Below are 17,454 nucleotides of genomic sequence, written 5' to 3' on the forward strand. Positions count from 1 at the left end.
AGCCCATTGCACTTTAAGGGGTAATGTGCCTCGTTTAGGCGAAGTAGCTCACGCCGCCCTCGAAGAGCGGTTGATACTTATCGCCCGGCACATTCTTGTACAAGCCAGCGCCACTGCGCTCAGAGTGACCCATCTTGCCGAAGATGCGGCCATCGGGGCTCGTAATGCCTTCGATAGCGAGCACCGAGCCATTCGGATTTGCGCCGAGCGCCATGCTCGGCTCGCCCGCAGCATCGACATACTGCGTGGCGATTTGGCCGGCGGCCTTCATTTGGGCAATGACTTCATCGCTTGCAACAAAGCGGCCCTCGCCATGGGAAATCGCCACCGTGTGAATGTCGCCCACTTCGCAGCGGGAAAGCCACGGCGAGAGGTTCGAGGCGACGCGCGTGCGCACAAGCCCGCTCTGGTGACGACCAATTTCATTGAACGTCAGCGTCGGCGCTGCGGCGGTCGCGTCAACGATGTCGCCGTAAGGCACCAAGCCCAGCTTCACGAGCGCTTGGAAGCCGTTGCAAATGCCCAACATAAGGCCGTCGCGATTCTGCAGCAAATCGCGCACGGCTTCGGTCACCTGCGGCGCGCGGAAGAATGCCGTGATGAACTTCGCGGAGCCATCCGGCTCGTCGCCGCCCGAGAAACCGCCCGGCAGCATCACAATCTGGCTGCGGTGAATAGCCTCGGCCAGCGCAGCCGTGCTTTCGGCAACCTTGGCGGGCGTGAGGTTGTTAATCACGAACACCTCGGCCTCGGCACCAGCGCGCTCGAAGGCATGCGCCGTGTCGTATTCGCAGTTCGTGCCCGGGAACACGGGAATCACGACATGCGGGCGCGCGATAGAGCCAGCGAACGTAAGCGGTTTGGCTTCAGTGAAGCTCACTTTTTCAACCTTGGCATGCGCGGCAGCGTCGTCGGCGGCGCTGCGATACGGGAACACGCCTTCGATGCCGTGCTCCCAAGCTTCCTGCAGTTCAGCCATATCGAGCGTCTCGTCAAGCGTGCCAAAGACATATGCCTCACTGGTTTCGCCCACATGCTCGATAAGCACGCCATCGGTTGCGGGAATCTCAACGCCATCGGCAAGCTCGATGAAGAAGCTGCCGTAAGCGAGCTTGAACAGCTCATCGGCGGAAAGCACGTCATTAAGCACCACGCCGATCTTGTTGCCCAGGCACATTTTGAAGAGCGCCTCAGCGGAGCAGCCATAGCCAGGCGTTGCCGCAGCGAGCACCGAGCCGTCGCCGATGAGCTTCTCGACGAGCGCGAGCGTGGCGTTGAGCGAATCGGCCGCAGGAACCAGGTCGGCCGCATCGTACGCATTAGGAGCGATGCGAACCACCTTATGACCTGCGCCCTTGAACTCGGGAGAAGTCACGCGATCGACCTCGCCGGTAGAAACCGCGAACGAGATGAGCGTCGGGGGCACATTGATTTCGGTGTCGCCTTCCTCAAAAGAGCCCGACATGGAATCTTTGCCGCCAATAGCGCCAATGCCTAGGTCGATCTGCGCTTCCAGGGCACCGAGCACAGCCGCCATGGGCTTGCCCCAGCGCTCGGGAACGTCGCGCAGGCGCTCGAAGTATTCCTGGAAGGAAAGGTATGCGGCATCACGCGTGAAGCCAGCGGCAACAAGGCGCGCAACGCTTTCCACAACCGAGATATACGCACCCTTGAACTGGTCTTTCTCCATGATGAAGGGATTGAAGCCCCACGCCATGGCGCTCGCGGTGTTCGTTTCGCCATCGACCGGGAACTTCGCGACCATAGCCTGCGCAGGCGTGAGCTGGCGCTCGCCGCCGAACGGCATGAGCACCGTGGCCGCGCCAATGGTGGAGTCGAAACGCTCGCCCAAGCCCTTGTTCGAGCACACGTTCAAATCGGTCACGAGGCTCTTCATGCGCTCGGCAACCGTAGCGCCCTCCCAATGCGGAGCATAGGGCTCGGCAGCAACTACATGGGCGGCCTGGTGCTTCGGTGCGCCATTGGAATTCAAGAATTCACGCGAAATATCGACGATAGCATCGCCGCGCCACGTCATGAGCAAGCGCGGGCTTTCGGTAACCGTGGCAACCACGACGGCTTCGAGATTTTCCTCATGCGCATAGCCGATGAATTCCTCGACGTCCTCGGCGGCCAAAGCCACCGACATGCGCTCCTGGCTCTCGGAAATAGCCAGCTCAGTGCCATCGAGGCCGTCATATTTCTTGGGAACCATATCCAAATCGATGGACAAGCCGTCGCACAGCTCGCCGATGGAAACGGAAACGCCGCCAGCGCCGAAGTCGTTGCAGCGCTTGATCAGGCGGCACGCGTCGCCGCGGCGGAACAGGCGCTGAATCTTACGCTCGACGGGGGCGTTGCCCTTCTGAACCTCGGCACCCGAGGTCTCGATGCTGTCAACGTTCTGCGTTTTCGAGGAGCCGGTCGCGCCGCCAATGCCATCGCGGCCCGTGCGGCCGCCAAGCAGCACGACCTTGTCGCCAGGAGCCGGGCACTCGCGACGCACGTGGTTTGCCGGAGTCGCGCCCACAACGGCGCCGACTTCCATGCGCTTGGCCACATAACCGGGATGATAGAGCTCATGAACCTGGCCGGTCGCAAGACCGATCTGGTTGCCATAGCTCGAATAGCCCGCGGCGGCGGTGGTCACGAGCTTGCGCTGCGGGAGCTTGCCCGACAGCGTTTCAGAAACCGGACGTGTGGGGTCGGCCGCGCCGGTCACGCGCATGGCCTGGTACACGTAGCTGCGGCCCGAAAGGGGGTCGCGAATCGCGCCGCCCACGCACGTTGCCGCACCACCGAACGGCTCGATCTCGGTGGGGTGATTGTGGGTCTCGTTCTTGAAGAGGAACAGCCAGTCCTCGTCTTCGCCGTTTACGTCGACGGTCACCTTCACCGTACAGGCGTTGATTTCCTCAGACTCGTCGACATTCTTCATAATGCCCTTAGCCTTGAGGTACTTCGCGCCAATGGTGCCCATGTCCATGAGGCACACCGGCTTATGCTCGCGGCCAAGTTCGGCACGCATGGCCAGGTATTTGTCGAACGCGGCCTGCACGCAGGCGTCGTCGATGGCGATATCGGTAAGCTCGGTGCCGAACGTGGTGTGGCGGCAGTGGTCGGACCAATAGGTGTCGACAACCTTCACCTCGGTAATGGTGGGGTTGCGGCCCTCTTTTTGGAAATAGCTCTGGAAGAACGTGATGTCGGCCAAATCCATCGCCAGGCCGCGCTCGGAAAGAAACGCCTCCAAGTCCGCTTCATCGAGGTCGATAAACCCGTCAATAACCTCAACGGGATCAGGGTTCACGACCTGCATGTGCAGAGTCTCGCGCGGCGCAAGGGATGCCTCGCGGGCTTCAATCGGGTTGATGACGTAATGCTTGATGGCGTCGACATCGGCGGCGGAAAGCTCGCCCTCGAGCACGTACACCTTGGCGGAGCGCACGTCGGGGCGCTCACCCTGGCTAATAAGCTGCACGCATTCGCTTGCGGAATCGGCGCGCTGGTCGAACTGGCCAGGCAAGAATTCCACGGCGAACACCGCCACGCCCGCAGGAGCGCTCACGCTTCCGTCGTCGGCGATCGTCGCACCCTCAACGGGCAATTCGGCCGTTGCGACATCGGCCTGCGGCTCGCTGAATACCGTAGGCACGCACTGGTCGAATAGTTCAGATGAAATGCCCTCAACGTCATAGCGATTGATCAAGCGTACGCGGGAAAGCCCGTCGATACCGAGAATCGTGCGCAGCTCGCCCGCGAGCTGGCGCGCCTCGACGTCAAAGCCGGGTCGTTTCTCAACGTAGATGCGTGAAACCATGGAGTTCCGCCCTTCCATTAAAACTTGCAAAGTTGGCTGTTCGCATAACCGTTTCATGATATCCCACTCTTGAGAGCGAAAGCGATGGAACCCGCATTTCCTTGGGGCAAACGCACGAAACGCGCGAGATTCGGAAAAAGAATCGCGCCACCCCTTCGCAATTGTCGCCATTCATTGCTCGATTTGTATCCCTTGATTAACTTTTTTCGCAAATGCACTTGGCGAAAGGCCGCTCATACGGTATAAGCACTATTTGTTAGCCGTTGGTAACTGTTTACAGGAAGCGGTTGCCGTTTGCACACGAATCATTTTGATAGGAGGAGTTTTGCCACCCATCATTTCGCTTGAGCCATCGCTGCGCCCCGATTCGCGCGCGATGGGCATGGCGGTGCGCGATCTTGAGACAAAGCTCGTGCGCCACGCCGCCCCTACCCTCGCAGGCATGAAACCCGCCAATCTATTCACTTATCGCACCACAAACTTCACGGAAGAGGAAGCGAGCTCGGCCATCGCGGAGATTTCCTCAAGGCTTGCCGGGTTTCATCTTCGCGTAGAACCCCTTGCAAACCGAGCCCGAGGCGTTTTGCTTTTGGTATTCCGTCCCGAGCTCGTCGAGAACGCTCTGGACAATGAACACGCCTGCAAGCTGCTTATGCAGAGTGGTTTCAAAGACCTTTCTGCCGAAGGCGTCGTATCGGAAATCAAGCGCCGCATCCAAGCTGCCGACGCATCGCGCGCGACGCGCGTTCAAACGAATCGCGAAGCCACGCCCGGGCCCAAACTCGAACGATTCGTTCCTTGCTGCGCCACGGGCCACCACCACGGCCATGGCCCGAATCACGTTTGCCAGTGCCGGGCAAAAGCCGCGCTTTCGCGAGAAGAACTCGAAACCACGCAAGGCGAATCGACATTCCCACACGAAATCGGGCTCATTCTTGGCTACCCTCCAGCCGATGTGGCGGGATTCATCGCCCAAAAAGGCGCAGGGTATCTCGCCTGCGGCGGGTGGAAAGCGTATTCGGAACCGCAGAGCGCCCTCGAAACATTTCAGCGCAATCGCCGTTGTACGGAAGAATTCCAGGCGCTTTACGCGCAAGGAGCACCCCTCGAAGCCCTCGCCGATACCCGAAGCGGCACTGCGGTAAGCATATTCGATATGGCGCGAGCCGCGGTGTAGGCGCCTTGGCCTCGCCGTCAGGCGCGGCCAAACACACTCAGGGGCCGCGCTGCAGCTAGGCCCCATCCAAACCCAGCGAAAACGCTTTCAGCGACGCATAGAAGAAAAGCACTCACTACTAAAAGGAGACACAATGAGCAAAATCGCAATCGTATATTGGAGCGGAACTGGAAACACCGAGGCCATGGCCGACCTCGTTGCACAGGGCGTTCGCGCGAAAGGCAGCAACGCCGACCTCATCAGCGCCACGGATTTCGGCCCCGAGCGCCTCGACGAATACGACGCATACGCCTTCGGCTGCCCAGCAATGGGTGACGAAGAACTGGAAGATACCGAGTTCTTGCCGATGTACGATGCCGTTGAGCCGCTGCTCGAAGGCAAACGAGTCGCTTTGTTCGGGTCGTACGATTGGAATGACGGCGAATGGATGGAGCTATGGGAGCAGCGCGCCGAAGAAGCGGGGCTCGTTGTGGTCGATTCGGTTATCGCGAAAGATTACCCCGACGATGACGCGAGCGCCGATTGCATGCGCCTCGGAAGCCTTATCGCGCAATAGCCCCATGCGACGCGCCATGAGCAAATAGGATCTTTCTTTGTGTATAACGGTTTTCTATACATCGTATAGAAAACCGTTTATCATATGCCGAGCAGAGAAAGGAAACCCGTGGCGTACGCAAAGCAACAACGCAAAAAAGGAACGCTCACTAAAGACGAGATCGTGCAGTGCGCGTTCAACCTTATTGCCAACAAAGGCACCGAGGGGTGTTCAATGCGCGCGCTGGGCAACGAACTTGGCGTAAGCGCCATGGCCCTGTACGGCTACATCCCCTCGCGCGAGAGCTTGCTTAATGAAGTGGTCGAACGTTTTCTGAAAACAGTCGACACCCGCGCACTACGGGGCGAGCGCTGGGAAGACACGCTCATCCGCACAACCCTCTCGCTGCGTCAAGCCTTCGTTTCGTCCCCGCATTTCGCTGAACTCATGTGCGACCCATGCGTCGGGCCTGGCATCGAGCCCTATATGCTCGAGCTGCGCCTTATCTATCTGGGCCAAGGAATGCCCGAAGATATCGCCGTGCAGCTCATCACCATCACCGACTCGTACCTTACGGGCTTCGCATTGCGTGCTCGCCAAAATTTGCGCATCGAGCAAGCTGAAGCGGCGCGCAAGCAGGCAGAGGCCGATGCGGCGCGCTTTGCGACGACGTCGCGCGTCCCAGGCATGCTCACGGGCAAAGCGAATCCCGCTGCCGAACAACCGCGCTTCAATGAGCGTTGGCGCCAAACTGTCGCCGAAGGCTACTCCGAAACCTCGTTCCAAAAGGGCCTGCTCGTAATTATCGAGGGCATTCGCGCCGGCATGGCAGGACAACCCGCAAACTGGCAAACGCCCCAATAGTCTGCTAAATGCTCGCAGCGTTTAGCAGGTTCCTAAACACATATCTCGACAGAAAAATGGGTGGCCCCATTGCGGAAGCCACCCATTTTGTTGAAAGCACGCGCCACGAGACATGCTTGCTTTAGCCAAGCCCTCGGGGCCGAAGCACCCATGGGCTAACCGCACTTCCTTAGAACAAGCCACCCAAGCCGGAACCGTTGCCCGAGCCTCCGTTGTAACCGTACCCGTAGCCATAGTCGTACCCGTTACCAGAGCCGTAGCCGTTGCCGTAGCCATTGCCCGAACCGTAGCCGTTGCTCGAACCACTATTCGAGCTTGAACCTAATGAGTTCTCATCGCTGCCAAGCGTCACGGTAATAGTCTTCTCTTCGCCATCGCGATTCACGACGACATCAACCTTGTCGCCGACATTTTTGGAGCGAACGTCAATCGTGAGCTCGGAAGGCGACGTGACCTTCTGGCCATCGAAAGACACGATGATGTCGCCTTTCTGAATGCCCGCATCGGCAGCAGCGGTTCCGTCATAGACGTTGGCCACATATACACCCTCATCGGTGGCCAAATCGTAATACGTCGCCATCTGCGAATTGATTTGCGCCATAGAAACGCCAAGCTGGGCATGGGTGGGCGTTTTGCCTTCGATAATCTGCTGGGCAAGGTCAATCGCGTAATCGATAGGAATGGCGAAGCCGACGCCCGAAGATGAACCAGAATACGACGAGATCATCGAATTAATGCCGATCAATTTGCCTTGGGAATCGACCAGAGCGCCGCCCGAATTGCCCGGGTTGATGGTCGCATCGGTCTGAATCATGTTCGGGTAAATCACCGTTTCGCCCGTGGTGGAGTCTTGCATGGTATTCGAACGCTGCAATGCGCTCACCACGCCGGTCGACACTGAGTTTTCCAGACCGAACGGGCTGCCAAGCGCCATGACCCACTCGCCCACCTGCAAATCGGACGAGCTGCCGATTTCGACCGGCGTCAAATCGTCGGCATCGACCTTAATCACCGCGATGTCGCTCGAAGAGTCACTGCCCACGACCTCCGCGTCGTATTCCACGCCATTCACGGTCGCCTTAATGGCATCGGCACCCTCGACCACGTGGTTGTTCGTGATGATGTATCCGTCTTTCGAAATCACGACGCCACTGCCAAGCGACGTATTGGTAAGCGTGGAATCGTCATTGGTTCCAGGCATTTCGAAGCCATACATCGAGCTCGAAGACGAGCTCTTGGTATAGATGTCGATGCTCACGATCGAAGGCAGACATTTCTGCGCCACCTGCTCGGCAAGCGTCGAAGAATCGCCCGAATCGTCGGGAGAGGCGGAAATCACCGTGCTTGTCGTGGAGCCAAGCGTGGTCGAGCCCCCGTCATCACCCGTAAGGGCGTTATAGCCAGCAAACCCGCCAGCGCCAAGCACCAACGCAAGCGCGGCGCCACCAAAGCCCGCCGCGAACGTTTTGCCGAGGCCCGCCTTCATGTTGGAGTCAGCCTTATGGGCCGCTTTGGCGTTCGCTTTGTTTTGGGCCTCGCTTGCCTGCTGCGCGGCATATACGGAGTACTGGTACGCCTGTTGCTGATAGGCCTGCTGGCCATAGGGTTGTTGACCATAAGGCTGCTGGCCATAGGGTTGCTGATTCTGCGCGGGCGCGGTGTATGCACTCTGCTGGTATTGCTGGGGCTGCGGAACCTGAGTGCCCTGGGAATCAACAGAACCAGGGAAGTTTTTATTCTCGTCGGTCATCTCAACCACTCGCTTTCGTGAGTTCGTCCTTCGCTGAACCGAACTCTAACACCGCGCGATGCCGCCGAAGAAGCAACGCGCGTTTTCGTAACAACCGCGTTGAATCACGTACGTCAAACGGCGTACGCCAACCATATTTCCAACACAAAACTGAAAGACCCAGCCAAACAAGCTGGGTCTTCGTCGCAAGTTATTTGGAATTACAGGCTGTCCACATATTCCACGAGGTCGCCCATGGTCTCAAGGCCTTCGGGTTCGCCAAAGTCAACGTCCAGGCGCTCTTCGAGCTCGCAAATGAGCTCGACCATGTCGAGCGAATCGACGCCGAGCGATTCGAAGGTCGAATCTACATCGACGTCCTCGGGCGCGATGTCGAGATTTTCCTGAAGAATGTCTTTAATGGTGTCGAGCGTGGCCATGTTCGTCCTCTCGATGTCGTCGAATACCACAAAGCACGTCGTGCGCCGCTTATTGTAGCGCTCTTTCGCTTATTTTACGCGCAGGGCGATAATCGCGAAACAAGCAATGGCGAAAGCGGCGGAAAGCCCGAATGCGGCATGGAACGCCGCCTCACCCGCCAATGTGCCGCCGCAAGCGAAGAACACCATGCCGGCGCAGCCAATCGAGGCGCATGCTTGACGCGCCGCCGTGCCAAAACCCGAGCCATCGGAAATCTGGCGACCGCGAAGCCCCGACAAGCTCCACGCGATAAGCGGGCCAATAAGGCCCGAGACGCCCGTCGCGCGCACGCCCTGCATAGCGCACACGACCCACAAAGGCGTCGAGGCGCTGCACGTAACCATAAGGCACGAGCCCACAACAAGACACACCCCGAAAAACAGCGTGACAGGTCGCGCCCCAATTTTGTCGACGAGCAGGCCCGCAAGCGGGTTCGCGATAAGCGCGGCAACCGTGCCCGGCAAAAGCACGAGACCGGCCTGCATGGCGCTTCCCCCGCACAGGCCCTCAACATAAAGCGGCACGAGCAGCGTAATGCCCATGAACGACGCGAACAAGCAATTGAGCGCCCAGAAGCCGTCAACGAATTCCCTGTTGTCGAAAATAGCCAAATCGACAAGCGGGTTTTCCAAAGAGCGCTGTCGCTTCGCAAAGGCGAAAAGGCACACAGCTCCCGCGATCAACGGAGCCCACACGAGCGGATGGGCGAAGGAATACGACGAAACCTCCGAGGCTCCCATGAGCAAACCACCAAATCCGAGCGCGGAAAGCACGAAAGAAAGCACGTCGAAGCCCGCGGGATACGAAGCATCGTCACGGCGCTTCACGGCAAGCTGGCAAACGATTCCAACAATAACGGTCAATGCGACAAGCAGCCAGAAGAAGCTTCGCCAGCCAAGGCTCTCGACCATCGCGCCGCCAATCGTGGGGCCGATATTCGGCGCAAATCCCATAGCAATTCCCGAAATGCCCATGGCGGTTGCTTTGCGCCCATCGGGAAAGCGCGTCATGGCGATAGTCTGCACAAGCGGCAAGAGCATGCCCGCCGCAACGGCCTGTGCCAAGCGACCCAAAAACAACACAGCGAAACTCGGGGCAACCGCAGAGACGAACGCGCCCACGGCGAACAACGCGATGGAGATAAGCGTGAGATCTTTAAGACGGAATCGGCCCATGAAATACGAGGACAGAGGCACGACGATGCCCAGCACGAGCATATACGACGTCGTGAGCCACTGCCCCACTCCCTCGACGATGCCGAACTCGGCGCATACCGACGAGAGCATGGCATTCAGGCCGGTCTGGGCCAAATTCCCCACCGATGACGCCAACACCACCAACGCGAACAATACGATGGTCTGTCGATGCTCGTTCTCTCGCACGGTATTCCTTCCACGCATGTAAAAAGAACCGTCCCGAAGGACGGTTCACAAATGATACGCCATTTAAAGCATTACGCGCACGCCCCGGGCTACATAAGCGTCGTATCCCTCGAAGTGTTGGTGCCTTGGCCCTTTTTCGCAGTACGGGCAAGGAACTCTTTGTTGTCGTCGGTCTGCTTGAGCGACTTGATGAGCATATCCATGGCGCGCTCGGTATTGTTCATATTCGCGAGAATGCGACGAACCGCCCAAATGACCGGAGCCTCTTGGGGGTCGAGCAGCAAATCTTCGCGACGCGTGCCGCTTGCAATCGGGTCGATTGCCGGGAAAATGCGTCGGTCGGCCAACGAGCGGTCAAGCTTGAGCTCCATGTTGCCCGTGCCCTTGAACTCCTCGAAAATGACCTCGTCCATCTTCGAGCCCGTCTCGATAAGCGCGGAAGCCAAAATGGTGAGGCTGCCGCCGCCTTCGATGTTGCGGGCAGCGCCAAGGAATCGCTTCGGCGGGTAAAGCGCCGTGGAGTCAACGCCGCCCGACAGGATGCGGCCGCTCGCGGGCGTTGCCAAGTTGTAGGCACGCGCGAGACGCGTGAGGCTGTCGAGCAGAATAACGACGTCTTGCCCCATTTCCACCAGGCGCTTCGCACGCTCGATGACGAGCTCGGAAACCTGAATGTGGTCTTCGGTCGGCATATCGAACGTGGACGCGATAACCTCGCCAGCGATGGAGCGCTGCATATCGGTTACTTCCTCGGGTCGCTCGTCAACGAGCAGGCACATCAGGTGCACGCTCGGGTTGTTCGCCGTGATAGCGGCGGCGATATCTTTGAGCACCGTGGTTTTACCAGCCTTCGGAGGCGACACGATAAGGCCGCGCTGACCCTTGCCGATAGGCGAAACCAGATCAATCACACGGGCGGTAATCGTGGAGTGGCCATGCTCCATAGTGAGCGGCTCATCAGGGAAAATCGGCGTGAGGTCGGCGAATTTCACGCGACGGCCCTGCTCTTCAGGAGCGATGCCGTTAACCGAGATGACCGTTTGGAGCGCGGCGTACTTCTCGTTTTCGCGGGCGGGGCGCGTTTGGCCCTTCACCATATCGCCCTTGCGCAAGTTGTTGCGGCGAATAACCGACGTGCCAATATACACGTCGTGCTCGCTGGGCAAATACCCTTTCGTGCGCAGGAATCCGTAGCCGTCTTGCATGATGTCGAGAATGCCGGTGACTTCGATAAAGCCTTCGGCGCGCACGCTTGCCTCGAACACCTTATCGACGAGCTCGGCCTTCTTCATGCCAGCCGTGATTTCGATTTCGAATTCAGCGGCCTTTTCACGCAGCTCCGCTACGCGAAGGGCGGACAGGTCATCGATATTGGTTTTCGGAGCATATTGATCGCGGCGATTGTTGCGGTCGCGGCGATTGTGGCGATCGTTGCGGTCGTTGCGGTCGTTGCGACCATTGCGCGAATCGCGGTTGTCGCGCTGGTTTTTACCGTTGCGATCGCTGCGATTATCTCGACCGTTGCGCGAATCGCGTTCGCCCTTGCTTTGGCGATCATTGCGCTCCGCACGCTGGCTGCGATCGCGCTTCTGATAGCGCTGGGCGTTGCCGTCAGCCTTCGGCTCGCCCTCGCTGGAGGAAGCGTCGCCCTCGGCAGCAGATTCGTCATTGGAAGATGTATCGATTTGCACAGATTTGCGCGGACGAGCGGCACGACGGCGCTCGGTGCGCTCTTCGGCGCCAGATTCGACGGAAGCATCGTGCTCCGAAGCAGTACCCTCACGCTCATCATTGTGAGATTCGCCATTGTGCGCAGCCTCTTTTTCAGAAGCCTCGACGGCGGCACGAAGCTTCGTCGAACGACCTGGACGCTTGCGCGTCTTGGGGGCCTCTTCGACCTGGTCTTTCTTCTCGGCCTGAGCGCCCTCTTCGCCTTCGGAGGCAGAAGCGCTCGCCTTGCGACGCGTGCGACGCGCGGGCTTTTCGGCCACGGCTTCGTCTGCGGCTTTGTCGGCAGAAGCGGCCTGTTCGACGGAATGAGATGCATCGGCAGATGCCTTTGCGTCGGAAGCAGCCGATTTCGCGCGGCGCGTCGTGCGCTCGGGCTTTTCGGCGAAAGTTTCGCTCACGACGTCTACCGCAGGCACATCAGCGGCGGAAGGAGCCTCAGAATCGGCCTTGCGAGGACGGCCGCGACGCTTCTTGGGAGCTTCGGCGGCAGGTTCGGCAGACTTGGAAGTGGCCCCATCGGCCTTTTTCATGCGACGAGCGCTGGGCTTCTTCGGCGCAGCTTCGCTCGCGGCGCCATCGGACGCAGGCGCGGCCGCGGGGGCCGCCGCGGGTGCGGCGGCCGGCTCGGTGATCATCTCGTCGGCGATCATGCGTTAGCGACCTTCTCCCAGTCCTTCAGGAAGGACTCGAGACCGCGATCGGTAAGCGGATGCTGAATCATTTTCTTCAGAACATTGAAGGGAACGGTGGCGACATCGGCGCCCATCAGGGCAGCCTGCGTCACGTGGTTCGCGCTGCGAATGGAAGCGGCGATGATCTCGACCTGCTCATGGTTGACGGTGTTCTCGCTGTAGTCGTAGTTATTGATAGCGGTCACGACGTTTTCGAGCTGGGAAAGACCGTCTTCAGAGATGTCGTCGAAACGGCCCACAAACGGCGAGATGTAGCGAGCGCCAGCACGAGCGGCCAAAATGGCCTGGGGAACGGTGAAGCACAGCGTCATGTTCACGCGAATGCCCTCGTCGGCGAGCGTGCGGCATGCGGCCAGGCCCTCGACCATCGTGGGGATCTTCACCACGACGTTGGGGGCGATGGCGGCCAGCTCGCGGCCATCGCGCACAATTTCGTCGCGCGTCATGGCAACGCTCTCGGCGCTCACGGGGCCGTCGACGATTTCGCAGATGCGCGCGATGTGGTTGTGGAAGTCGTCAAGCTTGCCACCGATGCGCGAGTACAGCGTGGGATTGGTGGTTACGCCAGCGAGGGCGCCCCAGCTCGCAGCTTCTTTGATCTCGTCGAGATCGGCGGTGTCGAGAAAGAACTTCACTTTTCCTCCTTTATATGCAGGAATGCCCGAACCTTTTGGCAGGGGCCTATACACGATTGATTGCGCGGAAAGGCGCGCGAGAATTGAGTTCTATGGAAAATGGGATAGATTTCTGAGAACGGGCCGATAATACCACGTCGCACGCCAATCCGTAACCAAAATGAAGGAAAAGCCGCGAAGCGCACACCGCAGCGCAGAAGGAGCCCAAACCGCAAAAAAGGCGCCCGCATGCCGCGAACGCCTTTCCAAAAGATCGATCCATTCCGCTCGGCTCCCCGAGCGGCACGAACATGACCCCAGCGCTAGTCCAAATGGAACGCGCACGGCAGGTCAACGCTCACCGGCGAATTGTCGGGGTTCGTCTCCATGACCGATGCCATGAATTCCCACCACTTCTTGCAAATGTCGGTCTCGGCCGATTTCGCATAGCGTTCGGGATCGTCAAGCTCGATGTAGCCAAACAGGATATTCGTCTCTTCGTCGATGAAGATCGAATAGTTGTGGCCGCCGTATTCGTGCAGCATGTCGGCCATTTCGGGCCACAGTTCGTTATGGCGGCGCTCATACTCCTCGGCGAAACCCGGATACAATTTCATCTTGAATCCGTTGATGGTACGGCCATCGGCAGTTTTGCGAATAGTCATGACAGCCCCCCTACTGCAACTTCCCGTAACGCTCTTCGGTGATTTGATCGAGCGTCTTGCCTTGGGTCTGCGGGCACCACACCACGCCAACCACAAGGCTGATGAGCAGAACCACGCACATGATGACGGCCGCCGGGAAAAAGCCCGCCGGGTTTGCGGAAATGTCGCCCATAATGGCGCCCACGCCCACGAGCGACCAAATTCCCAATGCCGCGCGCACCAGGAAGAACATGATGCCCTGCGCGCCGCCGCGGTATTGCGTGGGGAACAGCTCGGTGCCCCACAGCGCATAGAAGCACTGCGCCGAAAAGCCCGCCGAAATGCCCCACAGAATAACGTAGGCCCACAAGCACCAGCCCATGGAGTCGGTGGTGCCGTTGTTGAGCGCCATGCCGAAAGCCGCAATGCACACCCATGACAAAAGCGCCAGCACGGCCGATGCGCCGAACAGCACGCGATGCGGAACTTTGTCGCCCAATTTGCTAAAGATGGCAAGCGAGCAAATAGCCACGAGCACCCACTGAACCACGCCAAGCAAGCTCTGGCCCGTAGAGTCGATGTTGCCCGCCGCGGCATACAGGTACGGCATGAACTGGCCATTCGTACCAGCGGCCAAGTTCCACGTCAGATACACGGCGACCAAGAACACGATGGTCTTCACGTTGACGGGATTCTTCAAAGCGTTGGCCATCATCGCGCCGAACGATTGCTTTTCGTCCGCCTCAGCCGCAAGGTTCTTCTCAACCCAGTCGGCCGATTCCTGCAACTGACGCTGCAAATTCCACGCCACAAGAGCCACGACCAAAAGAACAAGGAACAGCAAGCGCGTAGCGAGCATTCCGTCAAACGGTCCATACGTGCCAGCCGGAAGAAGCGTCGTGCCATCGGCCGCGAAGCCAGGAAGCACGAACGACAGCGCCAGCGACAAGATGAAGATGATCGCGGGTCCACAACTCCATGCGAACTGGCTGATGCCGATGTTCGCCGCGCGGTTCGTCGAGGCCGAAGTCTCGGAAATGTAGCTCCACGATGCGGGCACGCCGGCGCCAACCGACAAACCGGAAAGCACAACGCCCACCACGACCATGGGCAAGTTCACCGCGCACATGGCGATTGCCACGCCCAGCGCGTATACGAGCAGGTTGTATTTATAAATAATGGTGCGGCCGTATTTGTCGGTCAAAAAACCGCCGATGAGCGCGCCGACCGCAGCGCCGAACGCGTTCGCTCCAATAGCGCCCAGAATCGACGTCCACATGGAGCCGAACCCAAACGCCGCCGCCCACGCCGTGAGCGCAACCGATGAGGCTACAATGCAGCCGGAATCGAGGAAGTTCGTCAACGACACCGCAATGGTGCCCTTCCTCTCTTGCGACATTGCCATAGTAATTCTCGCCTTTCTCTGTGCTTGCTCGAACGCCTAGTCCAAGAAGCTCTCATTAATGTCGAGTTTGAAATCACGGGCGATTGCGCGCAGGCCTTCGTCGGTAATCGTATTCTGGAAATCGTCGCTGCTGCCATTGAGCATGCGGGCCTCGGCATAAATAGCCGCCGCCTTCTCGATGGTATGCATGAGGCCGAACGTGGTGTCGAAATCGGGGCCCGAGCAGAACAGGCCGTGCTGCGCCCAAATTGCCGCGTCGTAGGTCTTCATAAGCTCCGATGTCGCCTCCGCGATCTCAGCGCCGCCCGGCACCATCCACGGCACCACGCCGACGCCCTTCGGGAACACCACGATGCATTCAGTCATAGCTTTCCACAGCGCACGGGTAATCGTGCGCGCGTCGAGAGGCATCACGAACGTCAGGGCAATCACATTGCCGGGGTGGGCATGGTAAATCACGCGGCAGGCATCATTGGTCGCCTTCATGCGAACCGAATGGTTCATGAAGTGCGTCGGGAATTCCGACGTCGGCTTGCCGCCGTCTTTCAGGCCCCATACAATGCGCCATGCGTCGCCCGCGTCGTTGATTTCGACGATACCGACGTTGTGTGCCGGATCAAGCGGCACGTTGCGCATGTAGCGGCCCGAGCCGGTCGTGGTGAAGAAAGCGCCGCGCAGGTTGTCGGCCTGCACGCCCATCGAAACCCACTCGGACGGAATATCGTTGAAGAACGGGCGGCACGCAGTCACTTCGGCATCGGTCATGCGGTACGTCAAGTTTCCGCCATTGCGCTCATGCCAGCCCTGGTCCCAGCCATCGCCGCACAGTCGCACAAAGCCCTTCATGAACGGCTGCTGCTCAACCGCAACGCCCGAAACGGCGGATTTCGCGGCCGAAACGCCCTTTCCAACCACATCTTGGGCGCTATCGAGAATACCCATTGTCTTGCATACCTTTCTTAATTCGCGCGCGTCGCGCGCTCTACAGAAACGCGGAGCCGCAACCCCGCCATAGCGAAGCGGCCCAACCGCGCGCACGCGCGCAGCTGAGCCGGAACATGTTGATTTAGCAGCGCTGAGAGAGCACGTCGTCCTCATACGCCTTGATGGGAGCCCACAGCTCGCCATCGACGGGAACGCCGGCGCGACGGCAGAACTCATCCCACACGGCGCCAAACGGCATGGTCTTGAACTGCTCAGTCACGATCATCTTTTCGGAGAACTGATAGGTGTCCTGCAGCTTCTTCAAACGATCCCAAGGCTGGAGCATCTCGAACAGCAGGCTCTTCTCCATGGCGCGCGTGCCCGTGCACCATGCGCCAATGCGGTTGATGGACGCGTCGAAGAAGTCGAGGCCGATGATGATCTTGTCCCAGCCGCCCGGGCAACGCACCACTTCAGAGGCGATTTCCTTGATGTTGTCCTCGAACAGCACCACGTGGTCGGAATCCCAATGCATGGAGCGGGTAACGTGCAGCGGCACGTACGGGAAGAACAGCAGCAAGCTCGAGAGCTTGTCGGAGATGTTTTCCATGGGGTTGAAGTGGCCGGCGTCGATCAACGTGACGATGTTGCCGCCCTTCTTCGCCGCATAGGACACATAGAATTCCTGGTTGCCCGTGGTGAAGCCCTCGACGCCGATGCCGAAGACCTTCTGCTCGACCGAGTCGATGACGTGCGGGCACTCGAACGAATAAATCTCGTCCAGAGCATCCTTCAGGCGCTCGCGCATGCCGTAGCGGTCGGCCGCGTAATCTTTCAGGCCGTCGGGAATCCAGAAGTTGTTCAGCACCATGTCGTCGAGCTCTTCGCCGATGCGCTCCGCGATTTTGCGGCACGCGATGCAATGGCGAATCCAGAAATCACGCACGTCTTTCTCGGGAGAGGAGACCGTGAGGCCCTCTTTCACCATGGGGTGGCTGAACAGCGTGGGGTTGAAGTCGATGCCGTAGCCATGCTCTTTGGCCCATGCGACCCACGGCTCGAAATGCTTATATTCGATCTCGTCGCGATCGACCCAGGGGTTCTCGTCGGTGAAAATGGCGTAGCTTGCGTGCAAGTTGATGCGCTTCTTGCCAGGAATGAGGCTGCATGCCTTTTCGAAGTCGGCGGTCAACTCCTCAAACGTGCGGGCACGACCGGGATAATTGCCCGTGGTCATAATGCCGCCCGATGCCGCATTATCTTTCTGATCAAAGCCCATAACGTCATCGCCCTGCCAGCAATTGACCGAAATGGCCTTGCTGGCGAGCTTCTCGAGAACGGCTTCGGTATCGATGTCCTCCGCCGCGTATGCCTCGCGTGCCAGTTCGTAGGCTGTGCTCATGTGCGCTCCTATCTAATGTGTTCTCTCTATCCAAGGTCGCCGAGGCGACTGTGAA

The 17,454-nt window shown here is 59.1% G+C and carries 13 protein-coding genes; 3 read left to right on the top strand and 10 right to left on the bottom strand.

Features of this window, described 5'->3' with window-relative positions:
• Positions 1-34: 34 nt before the first annotated feature.
• Complete coding sequence (locus Q0D41_RS02385) at positions 35-3,820, bottom strand: phosphoribosylformylglycinamidine synthase (RefSeq protein ID WP_294374668.1); 3,786 nt, start codon at positions 3,818-3,820, stop codon at positions 35-37.
• Between the two features lie 325 nt (positions 3,821-4,145).
• On the opposite strand from Q0D41_RS02385, the gene Q0D41_RS02390 reads away from it, so the two are divergent.
• The 3 genes from Q0D41_RS02390 to Q0D41_RS02400 all read left to right on the top strand — a co-directional run bounded on the left by Q0D41_RS02390 (position 4,146) and on the right by Q0D41_RS02400 (position 6,396).
• Positions 4,146-4,997: a DUF3793 family protein gene (locus tag Q0D41_RS02390; protein WP_294374670.1), complete on the top strand. Its 852-nt coding sequence runs from the start codon at positions 4,146-4,148 to the stop codon at positions 4,995-4,997.
• 133 nt (positions 4,998-5,130) lie between these two features.
• Positions 5,131-5,553, top strand: coding sequence for a flavodoxin (locus tag Q0D41_RS02395; protein WP_288483473.1), 423 nt, complete (start codon positions 5,131-5,133; stop codon positions 5,551-5,553).
• 108 nt (positions 5,554-5,661) lie between these two features.
• Entirely contained in the window at positions 5,662-6,396 is a 735-nt protein-coding gene (locus Q0D41_RS02400) for a TetR/AcrR family transcriptional regulator (protein ID WP_294374675.1), read from the top strand.
• A 169-nt stretch (positions 6,397-6,565) separates the two neighbouring features.
• Here Q0D41_RS02400 and Q0D41_RS02405 read toward each other — a convergent pair whose 3' ends face one another.
• From Q0D41_RS02405 to Q0D41_RS02445, 9 genes are all read right to left on the bottom strand, one after another.
• Positions 6,566-8,146 carry a S1C family serine protease gene (locus Q0D41_RS02405; protein WP_294374678.1) on the bottom strand — a complete coding sequence of 527 codons (1,581 nt, stop codon included), beginning with the start codon at positions 8,144-8,146 and terminating at the stop codon, positions 6,566-6,568.
• A gap of 200 nt (positions 8,147-8,346) precedes the next feature.
• On the bottom strand, positions 8,347-8,565 hold the full coding sequence (locus tag Q0D41_RS02410) for an acyl carrier protein (protein WP_294374681.1): 219 nt from the start codon (positions 8,563-8,565) through the stop codon (positions 8,347-8,349).
• Positions 8,566-8,634: 69 nt separating this feature from the next.
• Entirely contained in the window at positions 8,635-9,987 is a 1,353-nt protein-coding gene (locus Q0D41_RS02415) for a DHA2 family efflux MFS transporter permease subunit (protein ID WP_294374685.1), read from the bottom strand.
• 89 nt (positions 9,988-10,076) lie between these two features.
• A complete protein-coding gene (rho, locus tag Q0D41_RS02420; protein ID WP_367113800.1) occupies positions 10,077-12,368 on the bottom strand; it encodes a transcription termination factor Rho in 2,292 nt (763 codons plus the stop codon).
• Positions 12,365-13,045 carry a fructose-6-phosphate aldolase gene (gene fsa / locus Q0D41_RS02425; protein ID WP_114616290.1) on the bottom strand — a complete coding sequence of 227 codons (681 nt, stop codon included), beginning with the start codon at positions 13,043-13,045 and terminating at the stop codon, positions 12,365-12,367. Before fsa ends, rho begins: the two co-directional genes overlap by 4 nt.
• 302 nt (positions 13,046-13,347) lie before the next feature.
• A complete protein-coding gene (gene rhaM, locus Q0D41_RS02430) occupies positions 13,348-13,689 on the bottom strand; it encodes an L-rhamnose mutarotase (protein ID WP_294374692.1) in 342 nt (113 codons plus the stop codon).
• Between the two features lie 10 nt (positions 13,690-13,699).
• Positions 13,700-15,073 carry an MFS transporter gene (locus Q0D41_RS02435; RefSeq protein WP_294374694.1) on the bottom strand — a complete coding sequence of 458 codons (1,374 nt, stop codon included), beginning with the start codon at positions 15,071-15,073 and terminating at the stop codon, positions 13,700-13,702.
• A gap of 36 nt (positions 15,074-15,109) precedes the next feature.
• Positions 15,110-16,015 carry a rhamnulose-1-phosphate aldolase gene (rhaD, locus tag Q0D41_RS02440; protein WP_294374696.1) on the bottom strand — a complete coding sequence of 302 codons (906 nt, stop codon included), beginning with the start codon at positions 16,013-16,015 and terminating at the stop codon, positions 15,110-15,112.
• Positions 16,016-16,139: 124 nt separating this feature from the next.
• A complete protein-coding gene (locus tag Q0D41_RS02445) occupies positions 16,140-17,399 on the bottom strand; it encodes an L-rhamnose isomerase (RefSeq protein ID WP_294374698.1) in 1,260 nt (419 codons plus the stop codon).
• Positions 17,400-17,454: the final 55 nt, after the last annotated feature.

This window comes from uncultured Slackia sp. (assembly GCF_934630525.1).
Taxonomy (GTDB): domain Bacteria; phylum Actinomycetota; class Coriobacteriia; order Coriobacteriales; family Eggerthellaceae; genus Slackia.